This window comes from Micromonospora rifamycinica (assembly GCF_900090265.1).
GTDB lineage: Bacteria > Actinomycetota > Actinomycetes > Mycobacteriales > Micromonosporaceae > Micromonospora > Micromonospora rifamycinica.
The window spans coordinates 6,569,745-6,590,943 of sequence record NZ_LT607752.1; the positions used below are offsets into that span (position 1 = coordinate 6,569,745).

A 21,199-nucleotide genomic window follows, 5' to 3' on the forward strand; every position below is an offset into this window, starting at 1 on the left:
GGCCGGAAACACGAGCCGCCTTCGGCTCGGAACGCCGATCATCGTACAACGGGGACGCCGGGCATCCGTACTCAGCGTGCCGGTCCCGGTCCGGTCAGCCGGCGGTGACCGGCCGGATCCGGGGCGTGACGGCGGGGTCGGGCAACCGCCGGCCGCCCTGCGCCGCGGCGGCCGCGCCGACCCCGACACGGTGGTGGTCCGTTAGGGTTACCTGCCGGTAAGGCCTAGGCTCCGACCGGAATGATCAGCGGAACCGAAGGGGGACCTGTGGCCCGCACCGTGCTGGTGACCGGCGGCAACCGGGGAATCGGACTGGCCATCGCGCAGGCCTTCGCCAAGCAGGGTGACCGGGTGGCGGTCACACACCGCAGTGGCGACGCCCCGGCGGGGCTGTTCGGGGTCCGCTGCGACGTCACCGACCCCGCCTCCGTCGACGCCGCCTTCACCGCCATCGAGGCCGAGCTGGGGCCGGTCGAGGTGCTGGTGTCCAACGCCGGCATCACCGACGACACGCTGCTCATGCGGATGTCCGAGGAGCAGTTCACCGGGGTGGTCGACACCAACCTGACCGGTGCCTTCCGCTGCGCCAAGCGGGCCTCGTCCAAGATGCTCCGGGCCAAGTGGGGCCGGATGATCTTCATCTCCTCGGTGATCGGGCTCTACGGCGGCGCCGGCCAGGTCAACTACGCCGCCAGCAAGGCCGGCCTGGTGGGGGTGGCCCGCTCGATCACCCGGGAGCTGGGCAGCCGCAACATCACCGCCAACGTCGTCGCCCCGGGCTTCATCGACACCGAGATGACGGCCAGCCTGCCCGAGGACCGGCGCACCGAGTACCGCAAGGTCATCCCCGCCGGTCGGTTCGCCGATCCGGACGAGGTCGCCGGGGTGGTCACCTGGCTCGCCTCGGACGCCGCCGGCTACATCTCCGGCGCCGTCATCCCGGTCGACGGCGGCCTCGGCATGGGCCACTGAGAACGTACGGAGGAAGCCAACACATGTCAGGACTGCTCGCCGGCAAGCGGCTGCTGGTCACCGGCGTCATCACCGAAGCCTCGATCGCCTTCTCGGTGGCCAAGCTCGCCCAGGAGAACGGCGCCCAGGTCGTGCTCACCGGTTACGGCCGGCTGTCGCTGGTCGAGCGGATCGCCCGGCGGCTGCCCCAACCGGCACCGATCATCGAGCTGGACGTGACCAACCCGGAGCAGCTCGCCGGCCTGGCCGACCAGGTGCGCAAGCACGTCGACGGCCTCGACGGGGTGGTCCACTCGATCGGCTTCGCCCCGCAGAGCTGCCTCGGCGGCGGCTTCCTCGACGCCGCCTGGGAGGACGTGGCGACCGCCCTGCAGGTCTCCACGTACTCCTACAAGTCGCTGGCCATGGCCGCCCTGCCGCTGATGTCGCCGGGCGGCGCGGTGGTCGGCCTCACCTTCGACGCCACCAAGGCCTGGCCGGTCTACGACTGGATGGGCGTGGCCAAGGCGGGGCTGGAGTCCGTCTCCCGCTACCTCGCGGTGCACCTGGGCCGGCAGGGCATCCGCAGCAACCTGGTCGCCGCCGGGCCGCTGCGCACCATGGCGGCGAAGTCCATCCCCGGCTTCGAGCAGTTCGAGCAGGCGTGGACCGAGCGCTCCCCGCTCGGTTGGAGCCTCACGGACCAGGAGCCGGCCGCCCGCGCCTGCCTGGCGCTGATGTCGGACTGGTTCCCGGCCACCACCGGCGAGATCGTCCACGTCGACGGCGGGTACCACGTCCTCGGCGCCTGAACCACCCGCGGGGCGCCCCGGACGCCGGGGCGCCCCGCGGCACGTCCGCGACCAGGGGGCCTCGTCGGCGGTCGCCGGGCACGGGGGAGAATGACCCCATGTCGTACGACGCATTGGTGCTGGTCTCCTTCGGCGGCCCGGAACGGCCCGAGGATGTGCTGCCCTTCCTCCAGAACGTGACCCGGGGGCGGGGGGTGCCGCCCGAGCGGCTGGCCGAGGTCGCCGAGCACTACCTGCACTTCGGCGGGGTCTCCCCGATCAACCAGCAGTGCCGTGAGTTGCTCGCGGCGATCCGGGCGGACTTCGCCGCCCACGGCGTGCAGCTGCCGGTCTACTGGGGCAACCGGAACTGGGATCCGATGCTCGCCGACACCGTCGCGCAACTGCGCGACGACGGCGTCCAGCGGGCGCTGGCGTTCGTCACCAGCGCGTTCGGCGGCTACTCGTCCTGCCGGCAGTACCAGGAGGACATCGCCGCCGCGCGGGCCGCCGTCGGCCCGGACGCCCCGGTGATCGAGAAGCTGCGGCAGTTCTGGGACCATCCCGGCTTCGTCGACCCGCACGCCGACGCAGTGCGTTCCGCACTGGAGACGCTGGACCCGGCCCGGCGGAACACCACCCGGATCGTCTTCACCGCCCACTCCATCCCCAGCTCGGCGGCGGCCACCGCCGGCCCGCACGGCGGCCGGTACACCGCCCAGCTCGAAGAGACCGCCCGTCTGGTGCACGCCGCCGCCGCGCCCGACCTGCCGTACGACCTGGTCTGGCAGAGCCGCTCCGGCCCGCCGCAGGTGCCGTGGCTGGAGCCGGACGTCAACGACCACCTGACCGCCCTCGCCGGGCAGGGGGTGACCGGGGTGGTGGTCAGCCCGATCGGGTTCGTCTCGGACCACCTGGAAGTGGCCTGGGACCTCGACACCGAGGCCGCGGAGACGGCCGGGCGGTTGGGCCTGGACTTCGTCCGGGCCGGCACCCCCGGCACCGACCCGAGGTTCGTGACCATGGTGCGCGAGCTGGTGGCCGAACGCACCACGCCCGACGGGGAGCGGCTGCGCCGCCGGCTCGGCGAGCTGCCCATGTGGGACACCTGCCCCACCCCGTGCTGCGTGTCGGCCGCCCGCCGCCCCTGATGACGACCCGCCCTCCCCGAAACCCCCTGGGACGACAGATGCTTGACCGCAAACCGGTGCAGAGCTGGCTCACCGACATGGACGGCGTGCTGGTGCACGAGGGCCAGCCGGTTCCCGGCGCCCCGGAGTTCGTCAACCGGCTCCGGGCGTCCGGCAAACCCTTCCTGGTGCTGACCAACAACTCCATCTACACCCCGCGCGACCTCCAGGCCCGGCTCACCCGGATGGGGTTCGAGGTGCCCGAGGAGGCGATCTGGACGGCGGCGCTGGCCACCGCCCAGTTCCTCGCCGACCAGCGGCCGGGTGGCACCGCGTACGTGATCGGGGAGGCGGGGCTGACCACGGCGCTGCACGCGGTCGGCTACGTGCTGACCGACTTCGCTCCGGACTACGTGGTGCTGGGGGAGACCCGCACCTACAGCTTCGAGGCGATCACCAAGGCGGTCCGGCTGATCAACGACGGGGCCCGGTTCATCTGCACCAACCCGGACGTCACCGGCCCGTCGGTCGAGGGCGCGCTGCCGGCCGCCGGTTCGGTCGCCGCGATGATCTCCAAGGCGACCGGGGTGGAGCCGTACTTCGTCGGCAAGCCGAACCCGATGATGATGCGTTCCGCGCTGAACACCATCAACGCGCACTCGGAGAGCACCGCGATGATCGGCGACCGGATGGACACCGACATCCTGTGCGGCCTGGAGGCGGGCCTGGAGACCATCCTGGTGCTCACCGGGATCAGCACCCGGGCCGAGACGGAACGCTACCCGTACCGGCCGTCGCGGATCGTCGACTCGGTGCTCGACCTGATCGACGAGATCTGAACCGGCCGGTCGGGGAGGCCCGGCCGGCGGCCCGGTCAGGGGCGGAGCGGGGCGTTGCAGGCGGCGACCAGGGCCTGCCGACAGGCGGTGGTGAGCGGGCGCAGGGCGGCGTCGCGCTGCTGGGCCTCGTGGTTGTTGACCGCCCCGCCGGGGGCGCTCTCCCCGGCCAGCGCGAGCACCCGGTCGAGTACGGCGGCCCGGGCGAAGAGCCGCCGGGAACGCGGGTCGAACCCGGGCGGCAGGTCGGTGGCCCCGTCCGGGCGGCGCAGCGCGGCCAGCGCCCCGGCCAGCTCGGGCCGCCACCGGGCCACGTCGAGCCGGGTCAGCGCGGCGGTGGACTCGGCCAGCGCGGTGGCCAGTTCGGCCTCCGCCTCGGCCGCCCCCGGCGCGGTCAGCGACGCCCGGGGCGCGTCGGCCGGCAGCGGATAGACCCGCCACAGCACCGTCTCCCAGGTCATCCCGGAGCCGGAGGTGTGGGTACGCACCTCCGGGATCAGCCCGAGCGCGCCCGCCACCACGGCCTCGCCGGCCAGCAGCGCCGCCCCGGCGAAGTCACCCGGGCCGGGCAGGCCGCGCGGGTCGCCCGGGGCCGGCAGCACCAGCCGGATCTCGTCGGGGGAGAGCTTGGCCAGCGCCGGCAGGGCGTCCCGCAGCGGCACGTCCCGCCAGGTGCCCGGGGCGTCGGCGACCAGGTGCTCCTCGTCGCCGGCCACCGACTCGGCGACCTCGTCGAAGGGCACCAGGCCGGCCCGCCAGGCGCGTACCCAGGCCACGAAACGGCTCGACCGGCGCGCGGCCAGGGTGGCCGCGCCCGTTGCGGGGGAGGACATGCCGAAAGGGTACGTGCTCCCCGCTGCCCCTGTCTCGACTGCCGCGTCGCCGGCCGTCCCGCCGTCCCGCCGCCGGAGCGGGCGCGTCGGGAGGTGCCGGGGCGCGGGTGCGGCTAGCGTGATCGACATGGCGGGGCGATACGGCGAGGACGTGCTGGCGGGCGACTGGCGACGACGGAAGGTCACCCCCGAGGTCGACGCGGAGGTGGACCTCGTGGTGGAGGACGCCGACTCGGGGTTCTGCGGTGCGGTGGTCGGATTCGAGTCGGGTGCGGTGGTGCTGGAGGACCGGCACGGCCGGCGGCGGGTCTTCCCCCTGCGGCCCGCCGCGTTCCTGCTTGACGGGGCGCCGGTGACCCTGCGCCGGCCGGTCCGCGCCCCGGTGCCGGCCGCCCGGCGGCGTACCGCCTCCGGATCGGTCGCCGTGGCCGATGTCCGGGCGCGGGTGGCCAAGGCGAGCCGGATCTGGGTCGAGGGCGTGCACGACGCCGCCCTGGTGGAACGGATCTGGGGCGACGACCTGCGGATCGAGGGCGTGGTGGTGGAGCCGCTGGACGGCATCGACGCCCTCGACGCCGAGGTACGCGGCTTCGCCCCCGGCCCCGGCCGCCGGCTCGGGGTGCTCGTCGACCATCTGGTGCCCGGTTCCAAGGAGAGCCGGATCGTGGCCCGGGTGGACTCCCCGTACGTGCTGGTCACCGGCCATCCGTACGTCGACGTGTGGCAGGCGGTCAGACCGGCGGCGCTGGGCATCCGGGCCTGGCCGGTGGTGCCGCCGGGCCGGCCGTGGAAGGAGGGCGTCTGCGCGGCCCTCGGGGTGGCCGAGCCGGCCGAGATGTGGCGGCGCATCCTGTCCCGGGTGGACAGCTTCGCCGACGTGGAGACGCCGCTGATCACCGCGATGGAACGCCTGATCGACTTCGTGACCGAACCCGACTGACCCCGACGCCGCCTGCTCCCCACCGGCTACGCCGCTCCACCGGCCCGCCCCGGCCTGTCCTGCCCCGGCCCGGCCCGGCTCGGCCCGGTGGAGCGTCCGCTCGGCGGGTCAGGGCTCCTGGTCAGGGGTGCGGGTGAAGACGAAGGTGCCGATGTCCAGGCCCACCGCCCGCCCGGCCGGGTCGCGGAGCACGGCGAGTAGTTCGCTGTTCTGCTCGCCGGAGCGGCCCCGCCAGCGGTCCGGTCCCTCCCGGGTGAACCGCAGCGTCGGGTTACCGACCCGGCCGGCCCACAGCTCACCGGCCGGGTCGGCGCGGACCTCGTACTCGATGCCCATCCACCACCAGCGGCCGGTCAGCTCGGCCAGCTCCGCCGGCGGAGGCGCGGCCGCCGGCCGCCACGGGGTGACCGGTGCCGGTTCGGCGTCCAGGACCAGGGTGAGCAGCTGCCGGGACAGCCCGCCGATGTGCCCGGCGCGGAAGCCGTACGAGTTGGCGTAGCCGACCACGGCGGTCCGGCTGGGCCGGTGCACGGTCAGCGCGGCCACGTAGCCGGGCATCGAGCCGCCGTGGCCCACGTACACCCGGTCGCCCTCGCGGTACAGCTCCAGCCCCAGGCCGTGGCCGCCGCGCCAGGAGTCCAGGTCGTTGATCATCACCGGGGTGCACATCTCGGTGAGGGTGTCGGCGGCCAGCACCTCGTCGGTGGGGTCGGCGAGGAACGCCGCCCAGCGGGCCAGGTCGGTCACCGTCGACCAGAGCTGCCCGGCGGGGGCCATCGCCCCGGTGTCGGTGCGCGGCTCCTCCCGCAGGGTGTCGTGCCACGGGTGCACCACGTAGCCCGGCGCGTACGGCTCGGTGGGGTGGTAGGTGGTGCGCCGCATGCCCAGCGGGTCGAGGATCCGGGTGGTCAGCAGCTCCGCCCAGGGTGTGCCGGTGACCCGCTCCAGCACCCCGCCGAGCAGCCCGTACGCCAGGTTGGAGTAGTGGTAGCCGCGCCAGGCGGGGTAGCCGATCTTGTCCGTGGTCAGGCCGGCCACCAGGGTGGCCAGGTCGGTGCCCTCGGTGCGTTCCCACCACGGCCCGTCGGGCTCGCGGTGCAGGCCGCTGGCGTGGCCGAGGAACTGGCGCAGGGTGAGCCCGCCGACGGCGGTGTCCGGCAGGTACCGGTCCAGCGGGTCGTCGAGGGTGAGCCGGCCGGCGTCGCGTTCCCGCAGCAGCAGCGTTGCGGTCATCGTCTTGGTGATCGAGCCCACCCGGTACTGGAGGTCGGCGTCCGGGCGCGGGTGGTCGCCGGCGGCGGCCAGGTGCACCAGGGCGCCGTCGCGCACGACGCCCAGCGCCAACGAGGGCGTACGCCCGGTGGCCTGAGCCTGCGCCACCAGGGTGTCGATCCGGCGGGCGGTCTCGGCGAGCAGGGTCACGATCGGCTCCTTCACGGCGGTCGGTACCGCCCTGGGACGAGCTTACTGATCATCAGAAGTGGGTGGATTCGCGTGGACGTGTCACGATCGGGGGGTGGACGCCGTGGTGTGGATCGTGCTGGGTGTGCTGTTGGCCGTCGCCGAGATCTTCACGACGACGCTGTTCCTGATCATGTTCGCGGTCGGCGCGTTCGCCGCCGCCGGGGCCGCCGCGCTGGGTGCGCCCGTCGCCGTGCAGGCGGTGGTCTTCGCCGTGGTGTCGGCGCTGACGGTGGCGCTCGCCCGACCCACCATCCGTCGGCACATGCGGCCGTCGGTGGACAGCGGCGAGCAGCCGTTCGGGGTGCAGGCGCTGGAGGGCGCCACCGCGCTGGTGATCGAGCAGGTCGATACCGAGCGGGGCATGGTGAAGATCGACGGCGAGTTGTGGACGGCGCGTCCGTACGACGCGACGCAGACCTTCGCGCCCGGTGTGCGGGTGCAGGTGATAAAGGTCCAGGGCGCCACCGCCCTGGTGTGGCAGGACGACATTTCCTCCCCCGGTGAGCTGCCGGAAGAGAAAAGGTGACGGTATGGAATTTCTAGCGGTCCTGTTGGTGGCCGTAGCGTTGATCATAGTGGTGACGCTGGCGAAGGCGGTGCGGATCGTGCCGCAGCAGCGTCAGGACGTGGTGGAGCGGCTCGGCAAGTACAAGAGCACGCTGAACCCGGGCCTGAACCTGCTGGTCCCGTTCGTCGACGCGGTGCGTACCAAGGTCGACATGCGGGAGCAGGTGGTCAGCTTCCCGCCGCAGCCGGTGATCACCTCCGACAACCTGGTGGTGTCGATCGACACCGTCCTCTACTACAAGGTGGTCGACTCGGTCCGGGCCACCTACGAGATCGCCAACTTCATCCAGGCGATCGAGCAGCTGACCGTCACGACGCTGCGTAACGTGATCGGCTCGCTCGACCTGGAGCGGGCGCTGACCAGCCGGGAGGAGATCAACCGGCACCTCTCCGGCGTGCTCGACGAGACCACCGGCCGGTGGGGCATCAAGGTCACCCGCGTGGAGATCAAGGCGATCGAGCCGCCGCCGAGCATCCGCGACTCGATGGAGAAGCAGATGCGCGCCGAGCGGGACCGCCGGGCCGCCATCCTCAACGCCGAGGGGCACAAGCAGTCGCAGATCCTCACCGCCGAGGGTGAGAAGCAGGCGGCGGTGCTGCGCGCCGACGGTGACCGGCAGGCCCGCATCCTCCAGGCCGAAGGTCAGGCGAAGGCGATCCGGACGGTCTTCGACGCGATCCACACCGCCAACCCGAGCCAGAAGGTGCTGGCCTACCAGTACCTCCAGGCGCTGCCGCAGATCGCCAACGGCACGGCCAACAAGGTCTGGATCGTCCCGGCCGAGCTGACCAAGGCCCTGGAGGGCATGGGCGGCGCGTTGGGCGGGCTGAGCCAGATGGTCGGCGACGAACCGGCCCCCGAGGCGAAGCGCACCGCCAGCGAGGTCGAGCGGGAGGCCGCCGAGGCGGCCCGGGCGGCGGCCAGCGCGGCCCAGCAGATCCACGACGAGGTACGCGTCGCCGAGGCGCAGGCCACCGGCGGCAACGTGCCGCAGGGGCTGCCCGCACCCGAGCCGGTCTCCCCGGCCAGCCTGGTCAGCGACCCTGCCGACCAGCGCGAACGGGCCTGACCCCACCGCCGCCCACCCGGGGCGGCAAATGCGAGAAACACTCATCCGGCGCCCCGGTGCCTGCCACGATCGGTCCTGAGGGACGGGTGGTGGTCAGGCCCGGGGCGCCGGACGCGTTCCGGCCCGCCCCCGGCGCAGACGGGTGAGGCGTTCCGGTCGCCCGTCGGAGGTGAACGGGTGGCGCGATCCGGCCCGCCCGTCGCAGGAGCAGACGGGCGCTGCCTTCCGTGCCGCCCGTCGGAGCGGACGAGGTGAGGCATGAAGGACCCGTTGTTCTCCCGTACCCCGACTGTCGGCGCGCACGACCCGGCGGGTCCGCTGGGCACCCGGCGGACCGGCGGCGGCTTCGGCGTGCTGCCCTTCGTCGGCGACCCCGGCCCGGCCGCACCCGCCACCGACGCCAGTTGGGCGTGGTCGCTGCGCCGGCTCGCCCGCGCCGCGGTCTGGCTGCTGCCCGCCTACGCGGTGCTCTACGGCGCGGTGGCGATGGCCGGCGACGGCGCGGCCGGCAACGACCCGTACCCGGCCGACGGCCGACCGCTCTACCTGCTCGGCTGGGTCGCGGCGATCTGGCTCGGCCTGCTCGCCCTGCTCGCGCTCACCGGCCTGCTCGCGGCCACCCGCAGCCGGCGGGGCGCGGTGACCGGCCTGCTGGTCGGCATCGGCGGCACGGTGCTGATGCTGCCCTTCGCCGGCCTCGCCGAGCAGACACCCGTCTTCGGCACCACCGCCCGGACGCTGGTGCTGGTGGGCGCCACCTGCTACAGCGCGGGATGGCTGCTCACCGGCTGGGCGGTGGCCCGCTCCGGGGCCTTCGCCATCGGCGACGGCGTGATGCTGATGATCGCCGCCCCGCTGCTCGGTCTCGGCGGCGCGCTGGTCGGCTCGCTGCCGACCTTCGGCGCGATCTTCGTGCTGATCGCCGGCATCGGCATCGGCTACCGCTCCGGCCGCCTCCTGCCGGCGGCCATCGCCCGCGACGCCGCCACCGCCAGCGTCACCACCCCCGCCCCACCCACCGGCCCCCAAGGCCCCCTCCCCGCAGCCTGACACCCGTCCCGCCCGCGCCCCGCCCGCGTCCTACGCCCTACCCCACCCGCGCGGCCGATCGCGCCCGTGCCCGTGCCCACCCGTGCCGGCACCCGCGCCCGCGCTCCCCGCCCGCGCCCGCGCCCGCTCCCGCGCTCCCTGCCCGCGCCCCTCGGCCCCGCCCCGGTGATCAAGAGGTTTAGGTCAGTTGATCAAGAGGTTCAGGTCAGAAATCTGGGCGGACAGCGCCTAAATCTCTTGATCACCGAGGGGGTGGCTCGCCGGCGAGCGGTTCGGGGGAGAGGGAGAGGGGGAGGAGCGAGGGAGGGGGACGGCGGGGAGGGGGGACATGGCGGGGCGGTAACGGGACGGAGGGGAGAACGGGGATGGGTGGGGACGGGAAGGGTGTGGGGTGGGGAAGTCGCTGGCAGGTTACGGTGAGTTACCTGACAATCAGGCGGCGGAGTGGGCCGCTGGTCGTCGCGGTGGCAATGCTGGAGCGCATGTCCTCACCCCGGACGCCGCTGACGCGGCTGCTCACCGTGCTGCTCGCCGGCCTGCTGGCCGGTCTGGTCCTCGCGGTCGCCGCGCTGCCGGGCAACCTGCTCGCCGGAATCGCCACCAAGGCGGTCCTCGGGGCGTTCGACGACCTGCCGGCGGCGCTGCGTACCCCGGCCACCCCGCAGCGCTCCTACCTCTACGCCAACGACGGTAAGACGCTGCTCACCACGTTCTACGACGTCAACCGCACCGACGTGCCGCTCGCCGAGATCGCGCCCACGCTGCGGCAGGCGATCGTCGCGGCCGAGGACCGGCGCTTCTACTCCCACGGCGGGGCCGACCTGCGGGGCATGGCCCGCGCCCTGGTCGCCAACGTCACCGGTGGCGGCACCGCCCAGGGCGGTTCCACGCTGACCATGCAGTACGTGCGCAACGTGCTCAAGACCGACCCCACCCGCACCGCTGAGGAGCGGCAGGCGGCGACCGAGCAGACCGTCGGCCGCAAGCTCCAGGAGATCCGGTACGCCACCGAGCTGGAGAAGACGCTCAGCAAGGACGAGATCCTCAACCGTTACCTCAACATCGCCTACTTCGGCTCGGGGGCGTACGGGGTCGCCGCCGCCAGCCAGCGCTACTTCGGCAAGGCCCCCGCCGACCTGACCCTGGCCGAGTCGGCGCTGCTGGCCGGCCTGGTGCAGTCGCCCGACGCGTACAGTCCGATCGACGGTGACCAGGACGCGGCCCTGGAGCGGCGCGGCTACGTCCTCGACTCGATGGTCGCCACCGGCGCGATCACGGCGGCGCAGGCCGGGGTGGCCCGTGCCGAGAAGCTGACCCTGCACCCCACCGCCCAGCCCAACGGCTGCACCGCCGCGGTCACCGCCGACGCCGGCTTCTTCTGCGACTACCTGCGCGGCTGGTGGCTGGAGCAGCCCGCCTTCGGCGCGACCGAGCAGGAGCGGGAGCAGGCACTGCGCCGGGGCGGGTACACGGTCGTGACCTCGCTCGACCCGGACGTGCAGGCCACCGCCGTCGCCGAGGCCCGGAAGGTCTACCCCGCCGACGACGCCCGCGCCCTGCCGATCGCCGCCGTGGAGCCCGGCACCGGCCGGGTCCTCGCCCTGGCCGTCAACCGGGAGTACGGGGTGGGCGACGGTCAGACCGTCAACCCGCTGGTCTCCGGGGGCGGCAGCATCGCCGGCTACCAGGCCGGCTCGACGTTCAAGCTGTTCACCATGCTGGCCGCGCTGGAGAACGGGCGTACCCTCTCCACCGGTTTCGACTCGCCGAGCCGGCTGACCACCCGCTTCCCCGCCGAGGGGCCGGCCTCCTGCGACGGCCGCTGGTGCCCGGCCAACGCCAACCCGGCCCGGATGGACGGCTACCGGATGATGTGGGACGGCTTCGGCCGCTCGGTGAACACCTACTTCGTCTGGCTGGAGGAGCAGGTCGGGCCGGCCAAGGTGGTGGAGATGGCCCAGCGCCTCGGGATCACCTTCCGGGCGCCGGCCGACGCCGACCTCGCCGCCCACGACGCCGACGACTGGGGGGCGTTCACCCTCGGGGTGTCCGCCACCACCCCGCTCGACCTGGCCAACGCCTACGCGACGGTGGCCGCCGAGGGGACGTACTGTGCGCCGACGCCGGTGGTGTCGGTGACCGCGCCGGACGGCACGACCGTGCCCGTCGGCACGCCGGCCTGCAAGCAGGTGGTGACGCCGGACGTGGCGCGGGCCGCCACCGACGCGGCGCGCTGCCCGGTCGGCCAGCAGTCGGCGTACGGGCAGTGCAACGGCAGCACCGCCGGTGGGGTGGACCGGATCGTCGGTCGCCCGGTGGCCGGCAAGACCGGCAGCTCCGAGCAGAACGCCACCGAGACCTTCGTCGGCTTCACCCCGCAGGTGGCGGTCGCCGGTATCGCCGCCAACCCCGACGACCCGAGCGACGCGGTCGGCGCGGCGGTGCAGGGTGAGGTGATCACCGCGGTCGCCCGGACCATCCGGACCGCGGTCGACGGTCAGCCGGTCCGCGACTTCACCGCCCCCAGCCGGGAGCTGGTCGGCAACCCGCAACGTCCGACGCCCCGGCCGTCCCCCCGCCTGCCGTCCCCGGAGCCCGACGTCCCGGACCTGCTGCGCTGGTTGCAGAACCGCCGGGGCTGAACCGGGATTCGTGCGCGGCGCGCGGCGCGCGGCGCCGAGGTGCAAGATCACGCTCGATCCATGTTCTCGTGGCATCCAAACGCTTGCGAGGCCACTCGAACACGGATCGAGCGTGATCTTCAGCGGCAGTGGCGAGGAGCAACCGGCTGGACCACCATCCGGTCGAGGGGACCAGGGTGCTGGCTGTGCTGCCACCGGGCTGGTGTGCCCCCAGCACCGTGCTGGGCCGGGGTGTCGGCTGTGTGCTGCCACCGGGGCTGTCCGCGCGGTGCCGGTGACGGCTACCGCCTGCCGGTCACCGTGGCGACCGCGCGGTCCAGGGCGCCGGCCACCGTCGCCGGGTCGGCATTGCCGTCGATCAGGGTGAAGCTGCCGAACTCAGGTAGCGCCCGGTAGCCGGTGTCCAACGCGGTCAGGTGCGCCAGCTCCTCGGTGTCGATGCCCCGGGCCAGCACCCGCCGCCGGGCCAGCTCCGGGGTGACCGCCAGGAAGCAGGCCAGGTCCGGCCGGGGAAAGAAGGCGTACGCGGCGCGGACCAGCCGGATGCCCCGGTCGCCCCGGGCCTGCATGATCACGTACTGGCACCAGGTCCACCGGTCCATCACCCCGACCCGCCCGGTCAGCCGGGTGACCGCCACCGCGCGGGCCAGCGCCAGCCAGCGCACCGTCGCCTCCAGCGCCGGGTAGCCGCGCCGGCCGAACAGGTGCACCCCGTCGCGCCGGCCCACCGCCTGTGCCAGCCGGTTCCACAGTGGCCGTCCGCCGGCGTTCTCCAGGTAGACCGCTGGTACGCCGGCCTCGCGCAGCCGCCCCACCAGTCGCTTGGCCTGGGTCGACTTCCCCGACCCGTCCACTCCCACCACCGCGACGACCACCCCACGCCCCATCCCCGCACCCTAACCACCCCCACCCACCCCTTCCCGCCCCTCCCGCCCATCCCTCCCCGCCCCCGGTGGGCTGGCCCCCCGGTGAGCTGGTCCCCCCGGTGGGCTCGGCCCCCGGTGGGCTCGGCCCCCGGTGGGCTCGGCCCCCGGTGATCAAGAGGTTCAGGTCATCACAGCCGCCCGTCGTGACCTGAACCTCTTGATCACCGGGGTTGGGCCGGCTGGGCGGGCCTGATCGGGGCGGGAGGGGCGGGGTGGGAGGGGTGGGGTGGGAGGGGCGGGAGGGGCGGGGTGGGAGGGGCGGGGCGGGGACGGGTCAGGGGTTCTTGCGGCGGGGGCGGTAGGTGGTGAGGGTGGCGGGGATGCCCCGGCGGACGATCCCGGCCCGGTCGGTGTCGCCGCGGAGCAGGGCTGCGGCCGTGTTGCGGGCCTGGTCGAGGGTGAAGTGCGGAGGCAGCATCAGCTCCGCCGGGTCGACCACCGCGTTCACCACGACCGGGCGGTCGGCGGTCAGCGCCCGCCGCCAGAGCCCGGCGACCTGGTCGGGGGAGTCGACCAGCTCGCCGTCGAGGCCCAGCACCTCGGCCCACCGGTGGTACGCCACGTCGGGCACGTCCTGGCTGGCCGGATAGCGTGGGGTGCCCTCGGTGGAGCGCTGTTCCCAGCTGACGAACGCCAGATCCCGGTTGTTGAGCACCAGCACCACGAAACGCGGGTCGGCCCAGTGCCGCCAGTTCTTCGCCACGGTGATCAACTCGTTGACCCCGTTCATCTGCATCGCCCCGTCGCCGATCAGCGCCACCACCGGCCGGTCCGGGTGGGCGAACTTCGCCGCCAGGGCGTACGGCATGGCACCGCCCATCGACAGCAGGGTGCCGGAGAGGCTGGCCAGCATGCCGGGACGGACCTGGAGGTGGCGGGCGTACCAGGCGGTGGCGGTGCCGCAGTCGACCGCGATCATCGCGTCGTCGGGCAGCGCGTCGTTGAGGGTGTGGAACAGCAGTTGCGGGTTCACCGGGTCGGCGGGCTGCCCGGCGAGGTCGGCCTGGGCGCGTCGCCAGCCGGAGGTGGCGTCGGCGATCGTCGCCCGCCAGGCCGTCGGCGCGGGGCCGTCGCCCAGCTCCCGCAGCAGCGCCCGCAGGGTCGGGCCGGCGTCGCCGGTCAGGTTGACCTCCGTCGGGTAGCGCAGCCCCATCCGGGTGCCGTCCAGGTCGATCTGCACCGCACGGGCCTGCCCCTGCGGCGGATAGAACTCGGAGTACGGCATGTTGCTGCCGACGATCAGCAACCGGTCGCACTCCTGCATCAGCTGCCAGCTCGGGCGGGTGCCGAGCAGGCCGATCGCCCCGGTGACCCACGGCTCCCGGTGGTCCACGGCGGTGAAGCCGAGCAGCGCGGTGGCCACCCCGGCGCCCAGCCGGTCGGCGATCAGGCGTACCTCCTGCTCGGCGCCGAGCGCGCCCTGCCCGACCAGCATCGCCACCTTGTCGCCGCCGCGCAGCACCTCGGCGGCGCGGCGCAGCTCCGCCTCCGGCGGCACCGTCGGTGTGCTGCTCGGGACCGCGCTGGTGTGGTAGTAGCCGTGCGCGTGCGGCGGGTCCGGCACCGCCGGTTCGTCCTGCACGTCCAGCGGAAGGACCAGCGCGGTCACCGTCCGGCGGGACAGCGCCGTGCGGCAGGCCCGGTCCACCAGGTGCCGCACCTGGGACGGGTCGTCGAGCTGGGCCAGGAAGTCCGAGGCCACGTCCTTGTAGAGGGCGAGCAGGTCCACCTCCTGGTAGTAGCCGCCGCCCTCGGCGGTCAGCGCGGTGTTGCCGACCAGGGCCACCACCGGCTGGTGGTCGAGCTTGGCGTCGTAGAGGCCGTTGAGCAGGTGGATCGCGCCGGGGCCGCTGGTCGCCAGGGCGCAGCCGAGCGGGCCGCCGCCGTACTTGACGTGGGCGGTGGCGGCGAAGCCGGCGGTCTCCTCGTGGCGTACCTGGACGAACTCCACCCGGTCGCCGGCCCGTTGCAGGGCGGAGGTCATGCCGTTGATGCCGTCACCCGGGTAGCCGAAGTAGCGGTGCACCCCCCATGCGGCGAGGCGGGCCACGATGTGGTCGGCGACCGTGGCGTTCTTCGGCAACCGGCCGTCGGCGGTGCCCGTTGCGCTCATCGTGGTGGTCCCTCCGGTAGCGTCCGTTCCCCGCCCCCTTCCCGCGCCACGCCCGGGGAAACCCCACCGCGTCCGGCAAAACCCGACCGTGCCCGCAGGTCCGCGCCGGGCCACCCGGCAGAATCGGGCGGTGCCCGTTCACGAGATCACCGACCCGGACGATCCGCGGATCGCCGACTACCGCGCGCTGACCGACGTCGAGCTGCGTACCCGGTGGGAACCCCCGCACGGCCTGTTCATCGCCGAGGGGGAGCTGGTGCTGCGCCGGGCGTTGCGGGCCGGCTATCCGGCCCGGTCGTACCTGGTCGACGCGAAGCGGGTCGACCAGCTCGCCGACCTGGACACCGGGGACGCGCCGGTCTACGCGGCCACTCCCGACGTGTTGGAGAAGGCGACCGGCTTCCACGTCCACCGGGGGGTGCTCGCCTCGTTCCACCGCAAGCCGCTGCCCACCGCCGCCGAGGTGCTGGCCGCCGCCCGCCGGGTGGTGATCCTGGAGGACATCAACAACCACACCAACCTCGGCGCGATCTTCCGGGGGGCCGCGGCGCTGGGCATCGACGCGGTGCTGCTCTCGCCGTCCTGCGCCGATCCGCTGTACCGGCGCAGCGTGCGGGTCAGCATGGGGGAGGTGTTCGCGGTGCCGTACGCGAAGCTGGAGCGTTGGCCGGTGGGGCTGGACCAGGTACGGGCGGCGGGTTTCACCGTGCTCGCCATGACGTTGGCGGCGGACGCCGTACCGATGCAGCGGTTGACGTCGACGCAGCGGGAGCGGGCGGCGTTGCTGCTGGGGGCGGAGGGGCCGGGCCTGACCGGGGCGGCCCAGGCGGCCAGCGACGTGCGGGTGGTGATCCCGATGCGGCGCGGCGTGGATTCGCTGAACGTGGCCGCCGCGGCGGCGGTGGCCTTCTGGGAGCTGGGGCGCGACGATCCGGTCGACGGATAGTCACCACGACCACCGGCTATTTGCATGAGAATGCGGCCTCGTGCATAATCTTCCCCGTGTCCAAGGTTCTCACCTCCCTGCCCATCGGCGAACGTGTCGGCATCGCCTTCTCCGGCGGCCTCGACACCTCGGTCGCGGTCGCGTGGATGCGCGACAAGGGCGCCGTCCCATGCGCCTACACCGCCGACATCGGCCAGTACGACGAGCCCGACATCGACTCGGTGCCCGGTCGTGCGCTCAGCTACGGCGCCGAGGTCGCCCGCCTGGTCGACTGCCGTGCCGCCCTGGTCGAGGAAGGCCTCGCCGCGTTGACATGCGGTGCGTTCCACATCCGCTCCGGCGGCCGGGCGTACTTCAACACCACCCCGCTGGGCCGGGCGGTGACCGGAACCCTGCTGGTCCGGGCGATGATCTCCGACGACGTGCAGATCTGGGGCGACGGCTCGACCTTCAAGGGCAACGACATCGAGCGGTTCTACCGCTACGGCCTGCTGGCCAACCCGCAGCTGCGGATCTACAAGCCGTGGCTGGACACCGACTTCGTCACCGAACTCGGTGGCCGCAAGGAGATGTCGGAGTGGCTGCTGGAACGCGGCCTGCCCTACCGGGACAGCACCGAGAAGGCGTACTCCACCGACGCCAACATCTGGGGCGCCACGCACGAGGCGAAGACCCTGGAGCACCTCGACACCGGCATCGAGACGGTCAACCCGATCATGGGGGTCCGGTTCTGGGATCCGTCCGTGGAGATCCCCACCGAGGACGTCACGATCGGCTTCGACCAGGGCCGCCCGGTGACGATCAACGGCAAGGAGTTCGGCAGCGCCGTCGACCTGGTGCTGGAGGCCAACGCCATCGGCGGCCGGCACGGCCTGGGCATGTCCGACCAGATCGAGAACCGGATCATCGAGGCCAAGAGCCGGGGCATCTACGAGGCCCCCGGCATGGCGCTGCTGCACGCCGCGTACGAGCGGCTGGTCAACGCCATCCACAACGAGGACACCCTGGCGAACTACCACCACGAGGGCCGTCGCCTCGGCCGGCTGATGTACGAAGGTCGCTGGCTGGACCCGCAGGCGCTGATGCTGCGCGAGTCGTTGCAGCGCTGGGTCGGCACCGCGGTCACCGGCGAGGTGACCCTGCGGCTGCGCCGGGGCGAGGACTACTCGATCCTGGACACCACCGGGCCGGCGTTCAGCTACCACCCGGACAAGCTGTCGATGGAGCGTACCGAGGACTCGGCCTTCGGCCCGTCCGACCGGATCGGCCAGCTCACCATGCGTAACCTGGACATCGCCGACTCGCGGGCCAAGCTGGAGCAGTACGTCACCCTCGGCCTGGTCGGCGGCGGGTCTCCCCAGCGGGCGATCGGTGCCGCCCAGGCGGCGGCGACCGGGCTGATCGGGGCGATGCCGGAGGGCGGCGCGGAGGCCATCGCCTCCAGGGGTGTCACCTCCGCCGCCGACGAGGCCCTCGACCGCGCCGCGATGGAGTTCGGCGTCGACTGACCGGCTCCGCCGTGGCGGCCGCCTGTCAGGACCGGACGCGGTGCCGGCCGGTCCGGTCGACGCCGGCGCGTCCGGACCGGCCGGCGGCTGCGGCGATGGCCGGAACAGGGATCACGGAGGGTAGCGTGTCGCCCGTGTTCCCCACCGTCCGTGAGGTGCTGGCCCTGGACCCGGTCCGCCGCGGTGCGCCCCGGCTGGTCGCCGGGGAGGCCGCCCTGGACCGGCCGGTGCGCTGGGTGCACGTGGCGGAGGTGCCCGACATCGCCACCCTGCTCGGCGGCGGCGAGCTGGTGCTCACCACCGGCATCGGGCTGCCCGCCGACGACGCCGGCCTGCGCGCCTTCATCGGCGACCTCGCCCAGGTGGGCGTCTCCGGCCTGGTGGTCGAGCTGGGCCGCCGCTACCCGTCCGAGGTGCCCCGGGTGATGGCGGCGGCGGCCGAGCGACGCGGGCTGCCCCTGGTCGAGCTGCGCCGGGCCACCCCGTTCGTGCGGATCACCGAGGCGGTGCACGCCCTGATCGTCGACGCCCAGCTGCACGAGCTGCGGGCCACGGAGGAGATCCACCAGCGGTTCACCGACCTGTCCGTCGAGGGGGCCGGGGCCGCCGAGGTGGTCCGGCAGGCCGCCGAGCTGGCCGGCTGCCCGGTGGTGCTGGAGAACCTGTCCCGGCAGGTGCTCGGCTACGACCCGGCGGGGGAGAGCGCCGAGCTGCTGCTGGACGGCTGGGAGCAGCACTCCCGGCGGATCCGTCCCACCGGGCGGACGGCGTACGACGCGGACAGCGGTTGGTTGGTGACCACCGTCGGCGCACGCGGGCAGGACTGGGGCCGGTTGCTGCTGCGCTGGCCCGCCGGTGGGGACCTCGGCGCCGGTCGACCCGTCGGCAGCCCGCCCACCCGGCTGACCATCCTGGTGGAGCGGGCGGCCTCGACGCTGGCGCTGGGCCGGCTGATCCGGCGCGACGCCGAAGGGCTGGAGCGGCAACTGCACCGCACCCTGCTCACCGCCCTGCTCGACCATTCCCGCCCGGTCGACGAGATCGCGCTACGGGCCAGGGCGCTGGGGGTGACCCTGGACCGCCGGCACCTGGTCGGCATCATGGTCCGGCACCGCCGCGACCGGACGCCGGGTCACCCCGTACCGGGCGAGGGCGGGCCGGCGGCCGACGGCTCCGGCCCACCCCCGGCCACGGGCAGCTGGCCCGCACCGGCCACCCCGGCGGACCCCCCGGCCGGTCCGGCCCGACTGCGCGATCTCGCGGAGGCGGTCGGTCAGGCGCTCCGTGAGACGAAGCTGTCCGGCCTGACCAGCCCGGTCGACGACCAGGCGGTGGGCGTCCTGCTCGCCCTGCCGGACGCCACCGCCGAGGAACGCGCCCTCACCGCCTTCGCCGCCGCGCTGCGCCGCCGGCACCCCGACCAGCCGGTGCCGCCGGGCGGGGGCGGCGTGATCATCGCCGCCGGCTCCGGGGTGGGGAGCCTGCGGGAGGTACGCCGGTCGCTGGTCGAGGCCCGGCAGCTCGCCGAGGCGGCCCGCCGGGACCGCCGGGACCTGCCGATCTTCCGGCTGCCGCACGTCGGGCTGGCCGGTCTGCTGCACCTGCTGCGCGACGAACCCCGGTTGCAGACCTTCGTCGAACGGGAACTCGGCGCGCTGCTGACCCATGACGCCCACCATCCCCGGGAGCAGCTGCTCGGCACCCTGCGCGCCTATCTGGAGCAGGGCCGCAACAAGTCGGCCGGCGCGGCTGCCGCCCACCTGTCCCGGCCGGCGTTCTACGAGCGGCTGGCCCGGATCGGCCGGATTCTCGCCGTCGACCTCGACTCGGTGGAAACCTGCCTGTCCCTGCACGTGGCCCTGCTCGCCCTCGACGCCATCCGCACCCCCTGACCCCGCGCCCTACCCTCGCCCCGCCCGTGCCCCGCCCTCGCCCCGCCCTCGCCCTCGCCCCGCCCTCGCCCCGGTGATCAAGAGGTTTGCGTCACGATCTCCCGTTCCGGCTGACCCAAACTTCTTGATCACCGGCGCGGGCCGGGTCTGGCGCGGGCCGGGTCTGGGGCGGGGCGGGCTGGGGCCGGGTCAGGTGAGGGTTTCCAGGGTTTTGGTGTACGGGGTGGGGATGTGGTTGGGGCCGGCGGGGGTGAAGACGTCGGAGGTGGCGGCGGTGGACCAGGCCTGCGGGGGCACCGCGTCGACCAGGGTGCGGACCACCGGGGCGGTGCGCCACTGGTCCTGCTCGGCGAGCAGGCTCAACGCCACCACCGACTCCTCGACCTCGCCGACGCACTCGAACGGCTTGTGCCCGTCCACGCCGAGCAGTTCCCGGTAGCCGGGGATCTGCGCCTCGTCGGCCAGTAGGTCGCCGCCGAAGATGCCGACCACCCGGTCCCGGGGCATGAACGGGGCCATGGCCAGGAAGACGAACCGGCACTTCGGGCAGTTACGGCACCAGCGGGCGCTGGCGTCGCGCAGCTTGAACGCGGCGTTGCAGCTGGTCACCACCGCGTCGTAGCGGTCGATGGTGGCGAACAGCCGGGCGATGTGCAGCTCCGACAGCGACCGCAGCAGCGAGAAGTACGGCTCGGTGAGCCCGGCGTGCTCGGCCAGCGCCGCCCGCAGCAGCCCCTCGGCCTCGACCCCCTTGGACCACTGGTGGTTGATCTCGTGACCGTTCCAGATCAGGTTCGGGTCGGACGCGGACCGCTCGTTGGACATCACCACCGGCCCGAGCCCGTGCAGCACGGCGGTGGCGACCGCGATCAGCGAGTTGATCGCGGTGACCGGGATGTGCCCGTTGCGCGCACCCGCCGCGTTCAGGTCGAACAGCACCGGGTCGAGCCGTCGCCGGGCGGCCAGCGCGGGCAGCCCGGACGCCTCGTTCACCGCGACGATCACGTGGTTGGGGTTGACCGAGAAGGGCACCGGGTCGAAGCCGGCCCGGCGCAGCGCCTCCAGGCTGACGATGGAGTCCTTGCCCCCGCCGACGGCCGACAGCGGACGACGGTCGGAGTCGTCGTACACCCGCGGTGGTGGGACCTCGCCGGCCGGCACCTCGGGGCGCAGCTCCAGCACGTGCGGGAGCTGGTTGCGGTAGGCGTACTCGGCGAGGCCCCTGGTGTAGACGGCGGTGACCAGCGCGGTGGCGGCCCCGCCCAGCGGCGCGGGCAGCACCAGGCGCGGCGGCGCGGCGGCCTTGTAGTAGCTCACCCCGGCCACCACGTGCAGCAGCTCCAGGACCCGGCCCAGGGTGGCCACCGTCTCGTCCGACGGCGGCTCGGCCGGCAACGGCAGCGTGATCGTCTCGGTGAACCGCTGCTCGCCGTCGGGGCCGGTCAGGGCGTAGTCGAACAGTGCCTCGCCGGTGGCGAGGTCGATCGAGTACGACGGGAAGGTGAAGGCGTCCATCCGCCGGAGCTGCTCGTTGGGCACA

General features: G+C 73.7%; 17 protein-coding genes. 12 read left to right on the forward strand and 5 right to left on the reverse strand.

Features of this window, described 5'->3' with window-relative positions; all coding sequences use genetic code 11:
• The first annotated feature begins 267 nt into the window (after positions 1-267).
• The 4 genes from fabG to GA0070623_RS27915 all read left to right on the forward strand — a co-directional run bounded on the left by fabG (position 268) and on the right by GA0070623_RS27915 (position 3,711).
• Positions 268-972: a beta-ketoacyl-ACP reductase gene (fabG, locus tag GA0070623_RS27900; protein ID WP_067312908.1), complete on the forward strand. Its 705-nt coding sequence runs from the start codon at positions 268-270 to the stop codon at positions 970-972.
• Between the two features lie 23 nt (positions 973-995).
• A complete protein-coding gene (fabI, locus tag GA0070623_RS27905; RefSeq protein WP_067312905.1) occupies positions 996-1,763 on the forward strand; it encodes an enoyl-ACP reductase FabI in 768 nt (255 codons plus the stop codon).
• A gap of 98 nt (positions 1,764-1,861) precedes the next feature.
• A complete protein-coding gene (locus GA0070623_RS27910; protein ID WP_067312902.1) occupies positions 1,862-2,893 on the forward strand; it encodes a ferrochelatase in 1,032 nt (343 codons plus the stop codon).
• On the forward strand, positions 2,842-3,711 hold the full coding sequence (locus GA0070623_RS27915) for an HAD-IIA family hydrolase (protein ID WP_172898471.1): 870 nt from the start codon (positions 2,842-2,844) through the stop codon (positions 3,709-3,711). The genes GA0070623_RS27910 and GA0070623_RS27915 overlap by 52 nt, the downstream gene beginning before the upstream one ends.
• 35 nt (positions 3,712-3,746) lie before the next feature.
• Here GA0070623_RS27915 and GA0070623_RS27920 read toward each other — a convergent pair whose 3' ends face one another.
• Positions 3,747-4,541 (reverse strand): hypothetical protein, encoded by a 795-nt coding sequence (locus GA0070623_RS27920; RefSeq protein ID WP_067312898.1) that lies wholly within the window; start codon positions 4,539-4,541, stop codon positions 3,747-3,749.
• A gap of 127 nt (positions 4,542-4,668) precedes the next feature.
• Between GA0070623_RS27920 and GA0070623_RS27925 the strand changes: the two genes are divergently transcribed.
• Positions 4,669-5,481, forward strand: a complete 813-nt coding sequence (locus GA0070623_RS27925; protein WP_067312896.1) for a DUF3097 domain-containing protein — start codon at positions 4,669-4,671, stop codon at positions 5,479-5,481.
• Positions 5,482-5,589: 108 nt separating this feature from the next.
• On the opposite strand, the gene GA0070623_RS27930 is transcribed toward GA0070623_RS27925, so the two are convergent.
• Positions 5,590-6,903: a serine hydrolase domain-containing protein gene (locus GA0070623_RS27930; RefSeq protein WP_067312926.1), complete on the reverse strand. Its 1,314-nt coding sequence runs from the start codon at positions 6,901-6,903 to the stop codon at positions 5,590-5,592.
• Between the two features lie 94 nt (positions 6,904-6,997).
• Here GA0070623_RS27930 and GA0070623_RS27935 point away from each other — a divergent pair, with 94 nt between their 5' ends.
• From GA0070623_RS27935 to GA0070623_RS27950, 4 genes are all read left to right on the forward strand, one after another.
• Positions 6,998-7,471: an NfeD family protein gene (locus GA0070623_RS27935; protein ID WP_067312893.1), complete on the forward strand. Its 474-nt coding sequence runs from the start codon at positions 6,998-7,000 to the stop codon at positions 7,469-7,471.
• A gap of 4 nt (positions 7,472-7,475) precedes the next feature.
• Positions 7,476-8,582 carry an SPFH domain-containing protein gene (locus GA0070623_RS27940; protein ID WP_067312891.1) on the forward strand — a complete coding sequence of 369 codons (1,107 nt, stop codon included), beginning with the start codon at positions 7,476-7,478 and terminating at the stop codon, positions 8,580-8,582.
• A gap of 258 nt (positions 8,583-8,840) precedes the next feature.
• Positions 8,841-9,632, forward strand: coding sequence for a hypothetical protein (locus GA0070623_RS27945; RefSeq protein WP_089004204.1), 792 nt, complete (start codon positions 8,841-8,843; stop codon positions 9,630-9,632).
• Positions 9,633-10,048: 416 nt separating this feature from the next.
• A complete protein-coding gene (locus GA0070623_RS27950; protein WP_172898472.1) occupies positions 10,049-12,274 on the forward strand; it encodes a transglycosylase domain-containing protein in 2,226 nt (741 codons plus the stop codon).
• A gap of 281 nt (positions 12,275-12,555) precedes the next feature.
• Here the strand turns inward: GA0070623_RS27950 and GA0070623_RS27955 are convergent, their stop codons facing one another.
• Positions 12,556-13,161 (reverse strand): dTMP kinase, encoded by a 606-nt coding sequence (locus GA0070623_RS27955; protein WP_067315677.1) that lies wholly within the window; start codon positions 13,159-13,161, stop codon positions 12,556-12,558.
• Positions 13,162-13,474: 313 nt separating this feature from the next.
• A complete protein-coding gene (locus GA0070623_RS27960; protein WP_089004205.1) occupies positions 13,475-15,313 on the reverse strand; it encodes a thiamine pyrophosphate-requiring protein in 1,839 nt (612 codons plus the stop codon).
• A gap of 88 nt (positions 15,314-15,401) precedes the next feature.
• Here GA0070623_RS27960 and GA0070623_RS27965 point away from each other — a divergent pair, with 88 nt between their 5' ends.
• The 3 genes from GA0070623_RS27965 (at position 15,402) to GA0070623_RS27975 (ending at position 19,659) form a co-directional block, all read left to right on the forward strand.
• On the forward strand, positions 15,402-16,259 hold the full coding sequence (locus tag GA0070623_RS27965) for a TrmH family RNA methyltransferase (RefSeq protein ID WP_231932573.1): 858 nt from the start codon (positions 15,402-15,404) through the stop codon (positions 16,257-16,259).
• A gap of 56 nt (positions 16,260-16,315) precedes the next feature.
• Complete coding sequence (gene argG, locus GA0070623_RS27970) at positions 16,316-17,767, forward strand: argininosuccinate synthase (protein ID WP_067311603.1); 1,452 nt, start codon at positions 16,316-16,318, stop codon at positions 17,765-17,767.
• Between the two features lie 134 nt (positions 17,768-17,901).
• Entirely contained in the window at positions 17,902-19,659 is a 1,758-nt protein-coding gene (locus GA0070623_RS27975; RefSeq protein WP_067311601.1) for a PucR family transcriptional regulator, read from the forward strand.
• A gap of 189 nt (positions 19,660-19,848) precedes the next feature.
• Here the strand turns inward: GA0070623_RS27975 and GA0070623_RS27980 are convergent, their stop codons facing one another.
• Positions 19,849-21,198 (reverse strand): hypothetical protein, encoded by a 1,350-nt coding sequence (locus GA0070623_RS27980; RefSeq protein ID WP_067311598.1) that lies wholly within the window; start codon positions 21,196-21,198, stop codon positions 19,849-19,851.
• Between the last annotated feature and the right edge of the window lies 1 nt (position 21,199).